Annotated in this window: 9 protein-coding genes and 1 pseudogene; 2 read left to right on the top strand and 8 right to left on the bottom strand. The window is 44.4% G+C overall.

Features of this window, described 5'->3' with window-relative positions; translation table 11 throughout:
- Positions 1-180 precede the first annotated feature (180 nt).
- The 3 genes from AC5ELV_RS25565 to AC5ELV_RS25555 form a co-directional block, all read right to left on the bottom strand.
- The gene (locus AC5ELV_RS25565) at positions 181-387 is read right to left on the bottom strand and encodes a xenobiotic reductase b (RefSeq protein ID WP_493432358.1); all 207 of its coding nucleotides are present in this window, start codon (positions 385-387) and stop codon (positions 181-183) included.
- Between the two features lie 179 nt (positions 388-566).
- Positions 567-1589: an NADH:flavin oxidoreductase/NADH oxidase gene (locus tag AC5ELV_RS25560; RefSeq protein WP_493432357.1), complete on the bottom strand. Its 1023-nt coding sequence runs from the start codon at positions 1587-1589 to the stop codon at positions 567-569.
- A gap of 208 nt (positions 1590-1797) precedes the next feature.
- Positions 1798-2679, bottom strand: coding sequence for a LysR family transcriptional regulator (locus AC5ELV_RS25555; protein WP_493432369.1), 882 nt, complete (start codon positions 2677-2679; stop codon positions 1798-1800).
- Between the two features lie 102 nt (positions 2680-2781).
- Here AC5ELV_RS25555 and dapA point away from each other — a divergent pair, with 102 nt between their 5' ends.
- Positions 2782-3663 (top strand): 4-hydroxy-tetrahydrodipicolinate synthase, encoded by an 882-nt coding sequence (dapA, locus tag AC5ELV_RS25550; protein WP_493432368.1) that lies wholly within the window; start codon positions 2782-2784, stop codon positions 3661-3663.
- A 366-nt stretch (positions 3664-4029) separates the two neighbouring features.
- Here the strand turns inward: dapA and AC5ELV_RS25545 are convergent, their stop codons facing one another.
- Positions 4030-4134 (bottom strand): DUF6254 family protein, encoded by a 105-nt coding sequence (locus tag AC5ELV_RS25545; RefSeq protein ID WP_023988604.1) that lies wholly within the window; start codon positions 4132-4134, stop codon positions 4030-4032.
- Positions 4135-4641: 507 nt separating this feature from the next.
- Complete coding sequence (locus AC5ELV_RS25540; protein ID WP_493432356.1) at positions 4642-5556, bottom strand: arginase family protein; 915 nt, start codon at positions 5554-5556, stop codon at positions 4642-4644.
- A 106-nt stretch (positions 5557-5662) separates the two neighbouring features.
- Here AC5ELV_RS25540 and AC5ELV_RS25535 point away from each other — a divergent pair, with 106 nt between their 5' ends.
- The gene (locus AC5ELV_RS25535) at positions 5663-6004 is read left to right on the top strand and encodes a winged helix-turn-helix transcriptional regulator (RefSeq protein ID WP_493432355.1); all 342 of its coding nucleotides are present in this window, start codon (positions 5663-5665) and stop codon (positions 6002-6004) included.
- Between the two features lie 311 nt (positions 6005-6315).
- Here the strand turns inward: AC5ELV_RS25535 and AC5ELV_RS25530 are convergent.
- From AC5ELV_RS25530 to AC5ELV_RS25520, 3 genes and pseudogenes are all read right to left on the bottom strand, one after another.
- Positions 6316-7967 (bottom strand): annotated as a pseudogene (locus AC5ELV_RS25530) (glycoside hydrolase family 2 protein).
- Between the two features lie 280 nt (positions 7968-8247).
- The gene (locus AC5ELV_RS25525) at positions 8248-9177 is read right to left on the bottom strand and encodes an ArsR/SmtB family transcription factor (RefSeq protein WP_493432354.1); all 930 of its coding nucleotides are present in this window, start codon (positions 9175-9177) and stop codon (positions 8248-8250) included.
- Positions 9178-9441: 264 nt separating this feature from the next.
- Positions 9442-11502 carry a beta-galactosidase gene (locus AC5ELV_RS25520; protein WP_493432353.1) on the bottom strand — a complete coding sequence of 687 codons (2061 nt, stop codon included), beginning with the start codon at positions 11500-11502 and terminating at the stop codon, positions 9442-9444.
- Positions 11503-11554: the final 52 nt, after the last annotated feature.

Below are 11554 nucleotides of genomic sequence, written 5' to 3'. Positions count from 1 at the left end.
TGGTCATGGATTCCACCCACAGATTCATAAGTATATTCAGCAATTTTACACACTTCTCCCGCCACAATCGCAAACCTTCTTCCACGCTCTCCATGATTGCAGAGTTCATTCAATTAGACCTTTTGTAGAGTACCTTGATAGAGTACTTTACAGAAGGTCTAAAGGATGTACTTTTTTTGCTTAATCGACCATTTCAAAGTCCTTTATCGTTGCATTCGGTCTTAAAATCTTTTCCTGGTCAAATATAGCTAGCGATTCATCATTTTTAACTTTGACAGGCCGATTATGATTAGCAAGAGCTCCTTTGCCCAAAGTAATAATATCGGCTGTACAATTTTTGACCATCTGACTTGCTTTAGATGAGTCTTCCACGTGTCCATTAGCCATCACTGTAATGTTCCCATACTTCTTGGCAAGCGCAGCAAGAGATTGTCTACTACTGTCTGGAAAGAAGGCTGGTTACCAAGCCTCATATTTCTGTTACATGAATATAATCAAGCCCCGACTTTCTCCGTTCGAATTTTGCTGACCCAAGCAGGGTCAAACAGTAATGCAACCAGTCAGTCTTAGAATCCTGTAGTATACTGTGTAGGGATTGCAGTTTCTTTTTTCAATTTTGATGCGGCTTCCAGTGACCAATAAGGATTTCTCAACATCCCTCTACCCACAGCAACCAGATCGGCCTCTTCATTTCCGATAACTGCATTCGCCAAAATTGGATCTTCTAGTCTTCCAACGGCCATCACCGGAATATCCAGTGCTTCTTTGATCTCTTTTGCCAAGGGAACTTGATACGCTGCGTGAGTTCCTGGTCTACCCCATGCAGCTATAGGTCCCTCACCGCCAGATGAAATATCAAACATATCTACTCCAGCCTTTTGATATTCCTTGGCAAAAGCAATGCTTTCCTTAATACCATATCCACCTTCTACGTATTCTTTGGCAGAAATACGCATCAAGAGCGGCATATCTTCCGGCATTTCGCCCTTCGCTGCCTGAATGATCTCCCGACCAAATAGGGTAAGGTCCTTACCATATTTATCTTCCCGTTTATTCGTAAGCGGCGAATGAAATTGATGAATCAAGTATCCATGTGCACCATGAATTTCAATGGTGTCGAATCCAGCCTTGACAGCGCGAGCTACAGCAGCACGAAATTTCTCAACTAGTCCTTTAACCTCTTCTGTTGTAAGCGCGCGAGGTTGTTTTGAATTTTCATCAAATGCGATAGCAGATGGTGCTACAGGAACTTCAGCATCTTCCGCCTTGCGTCCGGCATGCGCGATCTGGATTCCCACTTTGGCACCGTAGCTGTGACAAGCATCTACAATCCGTTTGAGAGCAGGAATCTGCTCATCTGACCATAAACCAAGATCAAAATCAGAGATACGACCATCCGGCTCTACATCTGTCATTTCAATCATGATAAAACCAGCTCCGCCTATCGCTCGGCTAACGTAGTGTATATAATGCCAATCTGTGGCGACCCCATCCTTTTTGTCAACCGAATATTGGCACATTGGAGGCATAACTACGCGATTCTTCAATTCCAAACCCTTAATTGTGTAGGGACTAAATAAATCTTTCATGTGAGAAAGACCCCTCTCTGAGTTATATGATGAAACAGATCAACAAAATGCATGCACACGCATATATACTAACATGTTTGTTTCATTTGTCAACTCTAAGCATGATTTCAAAATTTCAAAGTAAGATTCGCCATTTACTACTGTGAGCGCTTCTGGTTTCCACAAGGAAGCGCTCACACTGTATATTAATTTTGATGTGGACGAAAATCTACATTCTCAGACTCTCCATAAAAAAGCTCAATGCGTTGGACACCCACTTCTTGGGATGAAGAACAAGCTGAATTTCCAGCTTAAGCTCGGCGTGCTCAAAGGGTAACACCTTCAGCTCTTCTCGTTCAATCTCCTCCAGCGCAGCCATTAGAGGTAGAATGGATATACCCTCTCCAGTCTTGATGCTCCGTTTGATCGCTTCCGGATTACCCAGCTCCAGGCTCACGCGATAGGTGATTCCATTTGCTCGAAGCACTCTTTCCAACAGTTGCCTGTAGTTGCACGTATGCTCGGGCATGATCCACTCCGCATCTACCAGATCATCCAGGCCGATTCGCTCTTTAGCGATAAGCGGATGGTTCGGATGGACAATCAGCACAAGGGGTTCTTCTCGAATCGTAATCCACTGTAGGTCCGGATTGCTTGAATCGTCCGCAAGGATCAGCCCAACATCAGCCTCCCCTTCCCTAACCTGGTGCAAAATCATCTCTTCGCGATCCGTATGCAATCGTATGTTCAGATCAGGGTATTCTTTGCGAGTCGCCTGCATATACGGCGGCAGAAAATACGAAGCGATGGAATCCATAGTACCGATCGTCATGGAGCCCCCGCCCTGCTTAGCCAATTTTTCTTTCGATTGCTCAAAAAGTTCCAGCATTTGTCCGGCAAGCTTGAACAGCTCTTCCCCGGCAGAGGTAAGACGAATCTTATTGTTGCTGTAGCGCTCGAACAATTTGACTTGATACGTTTTCTCCAGCTTCTGAATCTGGGTCGTGACGCTGGATTGTGCGTAACCGAGCACTTCTGCTGCTCTTGTAAAGCTTTCACGAATGGCAACTTCCCGAAATGTGTGAAGATAAATGAAATCCAATCTGGCCACCCCATCGAAAATTTTGATTAGAATCATCGTTTATTATAGATAACTCTGATGCTGTCTCCTATGTTACATTAGATTTAATTCAACGGGAAGGGATAACTGATGATGATGAACGAACAACATATTCATGGGATTTTCATACCGCTGATTACACCTTTTACGCGTGACTATAAGTTGGACGTCGATTCGTACCGTAAGTATGTTACCTATCTTGCAGGCCATGACATCCAGGGTCTGGTCATTAATGGTACGACAGGAGAGTCGCCAACCGTATCCTGGGATGAAGTGAAGCAGATGGTGCAAGTGACGCAGGATGTTCTGAAGAGTATGAACAAATCCATTCCGATCGTCATTGGCACAGGAACGAACGATACCTATTCAACCATGCATCGGACGGAAATGGCGGCTGAATTAGGAGCGGATGCAGCCATGGTGGTCACTCCGTATTACAATCGGCCGACGCAGGAAGGAATCTTGGAGCATTTCCGTGTCGTATCTCGTGTAGGCTTGCCTGTGCTAGTATATGAGATTCCGGTTCGCACGGGCAGTCGCATGACAATAGACACAATACGCAAAGTTCTGGACCTGGATGGCGTAATTGGGCTCAAGGATAGCACGGGCGGCCTTGATCTGCTCTTGAAATTGACCCAGTACGAGACCAAGCCTGTCCTCTGCGGAGAGGACGCCTATTTCCATGCCATGCTATGCCAAGGCGCTGCCGGCGGTATGCTTGCATCCGCTCATCTCAATATCCAGAAGTATGTGGATGTATACCAACGTTTTGTGACTGGCGACATGAACGGGTCGCGAGACAGTTTTATGCTACTGGAGCCGATGATCCAGCATGTATTTGCAGAGCCAGCCCCGGCTGCGATCAAGTGGTGGCTTGCCCAGCAAGAGATTATTACCGCCGAGCAGTTACGTCTGCCACTTATGCCACTGTCGGATCAGGTGAAGCAGGGTCTCCTGAATTCAATCGTATCCTGATAAATCAGCTTATCTCAGCCTAGCCATTTATAACGTAGAAGAAGCATCTCTTGGACAGGAGATGCTTCAATTTTTAGCCGGAACTGACAACCTTCAGATAATATCTCGGGGGAAATGGATTTAATTTATTCCATGATTTCGGGTTTAAGGTCTGAGACTCTCAGAAAAACGAATTTAAGAAGATACCCTCTATAGTAGAACGCTGTAAATAACTGGACCCATATGCGACACATAGCTGGATGGGTGTTAGTAAATCCAGTTGCAGCATTAAGGAAATTCTTTCTGTAAGCGAAATTATCGCAAAAAGAAGGCTGCCGATGAATTTCACCGACAGCTCTTTTCTTTCAAGCAGTATACTCCTCACTCCTATTCGCTGGACAGCTCCTTGAGCGATTTGACTTTACCATGGGGATGCTGTTCTTGCTTTCGTGACTTCCAGGCTGCTTCTTTCCTTTTCTTCTGGTGAGCCATAACAGATATCCTCCTTTGGAAATTGTGATGTATACTACTTTTCTTAATTTGTCATTTTTTAGCTCTGTTCATTCATAAAACTAAATTCTTCTAGATTTTCAATGCTCATGGTATCAATGGCCACAGCTTTGCAGTTCGGTAAATTTTTACGGATGAATTCCGCTGCTTTGGGAGAGACGACTGGGAAATATTAAGCGTATTTCTCAAAATTCGTATCTCGGTGTGATACATACTTAACATACTTCCATTCCAGTCATCCCCTTTGTCCAAACGCTCTCTAGGCTCTAACTTCACTCTGGCAATCCTGGATAAACAGGCATTCCTTCATATATTGGGTAACCGATTTCAACGTATTTTGACATGCTAAGACGCTCCGTAATTAGTTTTAGGAATCCATTATAGGGGATATTTGCCTAATCATAAAAATACACTCTCGCAAACATAAAGTGCGTGAGTGTATTTTTATGATTAAGCAGATCAGTGTTCTATTATAATCTGTGTATGAACTTACTTATTTAAAATAGGTATCTCTCCGAGCAGATTCTTTAAGTTAATAGAATCCCACGGCATATGCTCCGTTATACCTAATCCAACTACATCTGTTTCTTCAGATAGTTCTTTAATCAGATTAAGTAACTGAGGCATTTGCATTGTTCCCGCAGGAGAAAAATTATAAGGTGCTTCAGGGTTGGCGAATAATAAAGAACGAAATGCTTTTGGGTCAAGCACATCTAAATCAAGGTGAATAGCTAGGTGCTTAATGCCACTTTCTTTAATCCACTTTCTAATAGGTTCAGTACTGTTCGTTAATTCTTTGGTACTTGCAGTCCTAATACCTAGTCTTTGAATTACTTCTGTGTCTGATTCTGCAGGAGCTATACCTAGTTTTTGAAACGCTTCAGAAATCACTTCCGTTTCTTGTTCTGTAGGAGTTGCCAATCCCGCGATAAAGACATTTTCAGGTTTTAGTGGGATTTTCACATGTTTTCCAAACTCCTCATCTCCTTCTCCCAAAAGATTCCCGAGCGGTAATGTATGACCGTTATCATAGCCTACATATCTAACTAAATCACTGTGAGCATCGATCCAAATTAAACCTAGTTCGCCACCATATCGTTCGTTTAAATAGGCAAATGGAGCTTGTTCGACTAAACAGTCACCACCAAACATTACAATGCGATCTGGCTTATGAGCGTTAATGATATGCTGGGCAGCCTCTAATTGATCAAGTAGCTGTTTTCTCCCATTCATACCGTTCTCGTTTTCAAGAGGAGTTCCATCATAAGCTTGAACTGGAACATGAATAAGAGGTTGATCATTATCCGGAGCTAGCCAAGCAAGCAGTTCGGCTCCAAAAGAGTAATTAGGATCATTTCCCCCTTGCCATTGTGGCATTAACAGGCGTATTGTTTTTTTAGTCATGTTTTTCTCTCCTTTACTTCAAAAGTAAGGTTAGTATAAACTGAACACAAATAAAAACGTAGTACGCACTATTTTGATAGGTACTACCCGAAAGGATAGTGTAGACATGAGTATGGCTGAATTTAAAGGTAAAGTTAAAAATATTCAAGATACACCTTTTGGTTATACAGTTTCATTGATTGGTGGTAAATGGAAAATGGTTATTATTTATCTCCTAGCCGAAAACCGAACAGTTCGCTTTAATGATCTGAAAAGACAGATAGGAGCTATTACTTATAAAACATTGAGTTCACAACTAAAAGAATTGGAAGCGGATGGTTTGGTGATTCGAAAAGAGTATCCTCAAATTCCCCCTAAAGTCGAGTACAGTCTCACAGATAAAGCAGAAACACTATTGCCTGTTTTAGAAGGGTTATGTGAGTGGGGAACAAAGAACCAAAATAATTAAATCCAGGTTTCTAAATGAAAAGCCTGTATGCGAAAAAATGAAACTTTGTTTATTTAGCTCTAAATGCTGAAAATGCCGTATTCATATACTTCCCCTTATTCTTCAACCGAAGAGGAAAGGCGGCCTTCCATAATGGCTCTGATTTGTTTAGTCGGCATCTTCGGTTGTCTATCATGCGTCAGTAGAACGTTGATTCCCTGTTCCACGTCCGTCAGCTGTGTGTAACAAAACCTTGTACGACAGGTGAATCCAGCAATGACTGGACAACAGCATGTAGCAATTCTGCAAATTCTATGATCTTAATTATCGCTTCAAGCCAGATTTATCTCCCGAATCACTTCAAGCGGAACCTTCGGTTTTCGGTCTTCCGTCAACAACCCGTTGACTTCCTGCTGTACATCGGTTACCTGTGTATAGCAATAGCCCGAAAGATAGGGGGTTGCTTTAATTGCCCCGGTGATTGCACGGAAACGTTCGATAAAAGCTTCGACTGAATCCACCTGATTTCCGTATCCCCAGCCCTTGTGCGTCTGGAAAGCAATGCCGCCGAATTCGCTTATGATAATCGGTTGTCCCCGGTAGGCATATCCTTCTGCAAAGGCATATTTCCAATTGTTAAAAGAAATGCTGTTGTTTACGATGCTTTCCTTGTCCTGATATCGCTCCAAAAACTCTTCGCCCGTCTCCACATAATCATGAAGAGTTAAAATATCCGAGACCGTATGCTCCCATCCGTCATTGGTAACCACCGGACGATACGGATCAATCGTCTTCGTCAGATGATAAATGGTTTGCGTGAACTGCTGCTGCCTTACATCATGTCCAATGGTCGATATGCCCCACGATTCATTGAACGGGACCCAAGTTATGATGCTTGGATGATTGTACTGCTGCGGCACGATTTCCAGCCATTCCTTCGTAAAGCGGCTAACCGCCTGATCATTGAACTCAAAAGTCGACGCCATTTCCGACCAGACGAGCATGCCTTTCACATCACACCAATATAAAAAGCGAGGGTCTTCCAGCTTAATATGTTTGCGAACCCCGTTATATCCCATCGCGGCTATTTTATCGATATCTTCGATAAGAGCTTCTTCAGACGGCGGAGTCAGATGAGTTTCCGGCCAGTAGCCCTGATCCAGAATCAGCCGCTGGTAAAGAGGGCCATTATTCAATAGAATCTGCCCGTTTTCAATCGATATTTTCCGCATGCCAAAATAAGAATACACCCTGTCGCTCTCTTTCTCATCCTCATAAAGAATAAACTCTACATCGAACAAATTTGGCGATTCTGGTGACCACAAGCACTGCCTCCATGGTCCAGCTGCTTCATGAAATATATGGACCTCTACCGTTATCCAGGGCCTGTCGGAAGATAAGCTGACCTTTTTCACATGCTGTCCTTTCAGCGCAATTCGTGTCTCCAGGCGTAAATTATCTTTACCCTCGATACCCATGAGCTGAAAGTCAAAGCGGATCATATGACGGTCGATATCCGGTGTTATCTTGACCTCATTGATTCTTACCTCATTCACATATTCAATCCACACACTTTTCCAGATTCCGGTGCTCTGTACATAAAAGCATTCAAAGTTTTGATCCACCCAGCGCTGCTTTCCACGGGGCTGAGTGCAGCTCTGACTATCCTCCACTTTAAGCACAATGCTATTCTCCGAGTCGTAAGTGATATAGGGTGTGATGTCGAAAAGAAAACGCAGCATAACCTCCTTCATGCTCACCAGCCATAATTCCGTTCACCCAGCATTTCGCTTTATAATCTACACCCTGAAAATGTAGAATTCTCCTTTTCGCTATTGCCTCCTGCGGGATCTTCACGCTCCTGCAGTACCAGACCACCGGATGGAAGGTCTCGACTCCGATCCCACTCCCCATTCAAATCCAGCCACTCCTTGCGGACAAATTGCGGCCTTGGATAATTTTTGATATAAGCGTTTGTAGTCATACAGTTTCCACCTATCCTTTGATATATAATTAGCTACCTTAGCTTGATGACTTTACAGTGTATTGCTATCAGCTGTAAGTCTGATCGTCATCCTTTCCTTCCGTTTCGAAATACAAACAATAAAATCAATTCGTTACACTATTATTGTATTTTTAGGGGATTATATAGCGATGTATTTTTAATGTCAACGCTTTCAAGTTAATTTTATGTAACTAATAAACTGAATAAGGCTTTAGCTACAGAGTACCTGTAACTAAAGCCTATCCATCTCACTAATATCTCAATCCATGACATAATTCACAGTCATTTTGATATTCTGATCATAATCTCCAAATTGCTTTCCGAACAGGTTGAGCCCACCTTGATGCACCGCATCTGGCTTAATTCCGATCCGCAGACGCAACTTGTGGCTGTTTTGCAGGTTGAGCTGATCCAGTGTAACCGAGGAAACCTTCTCCATATCCAGCGCAGTATTCTCTTTATCTACTCGCCAGGTCTTGAGCAAACCATACTGGGTAGACCACTCATACCACCAGGCAGGATTAAGCTTGCCGCGCCTGTCTCCAAAATCACCGGGACATGTCCACATGCCAATCTCCACGCCATTAATCCACAAGGAAATATCAGAAGGCCAATTGTTGTCATAGTTTGGTGCTTCAGAACACATTTCCATCGATAGCTCAAGCGATTTTATTCGCGCTCCTGTCGGTATTTCGAGCGGCATTAAATATTCAACATAGCCCTTGCGGAACCATATCATCTGGGCTCCAATATGCTTCGGGTGGAAAAAACTCGCCGGTTCGTCCTCGCGTATGATCATCCCGTCGGCATTGGCCATACCACACGTCGGTGAAACCTCACAATCGCTATAATGACCGATCGGCATGTCCACTTCGTAGGTCTGTACATCCCCTTTGGGTACTGCTTCTTCAAGATTCAGCGCAATATGAATGTCATCATAATTGCGGGTGCACATCTTCATCGCGCCGCGAGAGGCAGGCAGCAGCTCTGTATTAATCAGTCTAGCAGCCTCCAGAACCTTGATATTGTTGGCTACCGTAGACACCGGAAGTTGAAGAGCTTCCGCTATTTCTACAATATTAAGGTTTTTGGAAATCAAGAGGCGGAGAATATCAACTCGGGAACGGGTGGATAAAGCATGCGTAACAGTTACCAGCTTGTCCGGATCATCAAAACTAAGCTCAAGCATTGCATCACCCATCTCATTTTACTGTGATTATATTACAATTATTTTACTTGTATGCTTTGAAGCAGTCAATAATATTGTATCAAATTATTAATTTTGTATTAAATGCTGATCATGTTCGATTTTTCTGGTTCAAGGACCCATAAGAAAGACAGCGATTATTGAGCCGAACCCTGTACACAAAAGCAACACCGTTATTCCCTTGCTTTATGCAATAAAAAGCCACTGATCTTCGGACTAAGATCAGCGGCTGATACTCTCTTCATTTTAAACTATCTTCAATACCCATACTCCATACGGTTCCAAAGTTACGGTACCAGTAAGCCTGCTACCGGAAAGGAGTTCCTCCGTCTCAACACTCAGTTTAATCTGAGCCGTTTCTCCGCTGTAATTCAGTAGAAATACCAGCTCTTCTTGTACATCCGCACGAATAGCGACTTCTACCGTCGAAGGAGCTTGGCACCACCCCGCAAGCGGAGATGTCACCGGCAGCTGTCTTAGGAGCTCAGCCGCTAACGCTAAGTCAAAAGCTGCACCCCAATAGTAGACCAGTCCCTCGCCGACACGGTTGACGGTCAAGGCCGGTTTCCCTTCATAGTAGCTTGATGCGTACTTTGCGAGTACTTCTACCGTATCAGCATGAACCTTCAATATATCGTTGAAGCCCGGAGCCCAAAAATCAAGAGCTTGATCCTTAAATCGCACCGATACAGGTGATGCCGTCCCATTTATCATCGTAAATTCCTCTACGTGAACGCCGCTCATTGCGGCTGCAGGGCCTGGGAGTGGCTGCATACGGCAGTGACCGAACTCGTTCTTATAACCGGTGCGGCATCCGAAGATCAGGATGCCCCCATCCTCTACATATTTTTGTAACATAGCTGCCGTACTGTCTCGTAGGATCGCCGGATGCATGTATACCAGCACCTTGTAATTGGCCAGTTCCCGCAGCTGTTCTGATTCCATACCCGGACGGATTGTAACCATATCCGAAGGTATATGTCCATACTGCAGTGCCTTGTACCAGCCGAGCTCACTTTGTTTTGTCAAGGGGCCATACCATTTATCCAACTCGCCATCCCACTCGTTATCATAATCGCGAAGTAGAGCAACCTCTGCCACGTAGCGTTTGCCAAGAATCCGCCCTCCAACCTTTTGCAGCTCCTTTCCGACGCGGCCTGCTTCTGCGACCCGACGATTCGGCTGATTGTGATAATCATTAATTCCATGCCAGTACATTTCCGTACCAAACGTTGCCGTTCTCCAGCGGAAATACAAAATCATGTCTGCCCCGTGAGCAATGCTTTGGTAGGTCCACAATCGCATCTGCCCCGGGCGCGGAGATGGCATCCCCATCCTGTTCACCCATCCTCCCGGACCGGATTGCTGCTCCATCACGCAGAAATTTGGTGACATCCCTCTAACGTTACTTAAAGAAAGTCCCCACTTACGATCCAGCAGTGGCTTCTCTCCTTGGTCCGGATAAATGGTACTAAATTGAGGGTAAGAATCGTACGAGAAAAAATCAAGTAGTTGATCCGTCATCCTATGGCTATCCAAATGCCCGAATACACCGTTGGTTGTCACCCACTGATTAGGCGCCACTGACCGAAGTATGTCCACTTGTAGCTTGGCAAACGAAATGGTGTTATCGGATATAAATCGTTTCTCGTCCAAAGCCTGATGAGGATTTGTTGACCCGGATACGGTCGGACGAGTTAGATGGACCTGCTTCCAGCTGTCATAAGTTTGATTCCAGAATACAGCACCCCAGGCCTTGTTGAGCTGCTCTAACGTACCGTATTTTGTCTCTAGCCAGCGCCGGAAAGCCTGATGATCTGCCTCGGCATAGAAGACATTTATCTCGCAGTTCAGCTCATTATCAATTTGCCACCCAATGATGGCCGGATGATCTTTGTAATGTTGTGCCATCTCTCTTGTAATACGTGCGCAAAGCTCTAAATAAATGGGACTACTGTAGTTATAATGCCGACGCTGACCATGTTGGAACGTGACCCCCTCCATAGATACGTTCAGCACCTCGGGATACTTATAAGTAAGCCATGCTGGTGGCGTAGCTGTTGGTGTGCCCATGATCACTTGAATCCCATTCGCGTCTGCCTGCTCCAAGAAACGGTCAAACAGCGTGAATTCGAACTTTCCTTCCTCCGGCTCGAAGATCGACCAAGCAAATTCTCCAATCCGAATGATGCTGAAGCCCAGTTCCTTCATTCTTATGAGATCGTCCGACCACAACGATTCGTCCCAGTGTTCAGGATAATAACAAGCTCCTAAATGAAAGCGATCTAAAGATAAGGATTTCGGCATGCTCCAATTCTCCTTCAGTAGAAGTGATAGTACAAAAATGTGATTCTCTGAT

The sequence above is a fragment of the Paenibacillus sp. NMA1017 genome (genome assembly GCF_058895805.1).
This window is presented reverse-complemented; position numbering and strand designations above follow the sequence as displayed.

Bases quoted from the DNA above. Each gene is read 5' to 3' on its own strand.
- AC5ELV_RS25565 (WP_493432358.1), bottom strand. From the start codon at position 387: ATGGCTAATGGACACGTGGAAGACTCATCTAAAGCAAGTCAGATGGTC.
- AC5ELV_RS25560 (WP_493432357.1), bottom strand. From the start codon at position 1,589: ATGAAAGATTTATTTAGTCCCTACACAATTAAGGGTTTGGAATTGAAG.
- dapA (WP_493432368.1), top strand. From the start codon at position 2,782: ATGATGAACGAACAACATATTCATGGGATTTTCATACCGCTGATTACA.
- AC5ELV_RS25545 (WP_023988604.1), bottom strand. From the start codon at position 4,134: ATGGCTCACCAGAAGAAAAGGAAAGAAGCAGCCTGGAAGTCACGAAAG.
- AC5ELV_RS25540 (WP_493432356.1), bottom strand. From the start codon at position 5,556: ATGACTAAAAAAACAATACGCCTGTTAATGCCACAATGGCAAGGGGGA.
- AC5ELV_RS25535 (WP_493432355.1), top strand. From the start codon at position 5,663: ATGAGTATGGCTGAATTTAAAGGTAAAGTTAAAAATATTCAAGATACA.
- AC5ELV_RS25525 (WP_493432354.1), bottom strand. From the start codon at position 9,177: ATGCTTGAGCTTAGTTTTGATGATCCGGACAAGCTGGTAACTGTTACG.
- AC5ELV_RS25520 (WP_493432353.1), bottom strand. From the start codon at position 11,502: ATGCCGAAATCCTTATCTTTAGATCGCTTTCATTTAGGAGCTTGTTAT.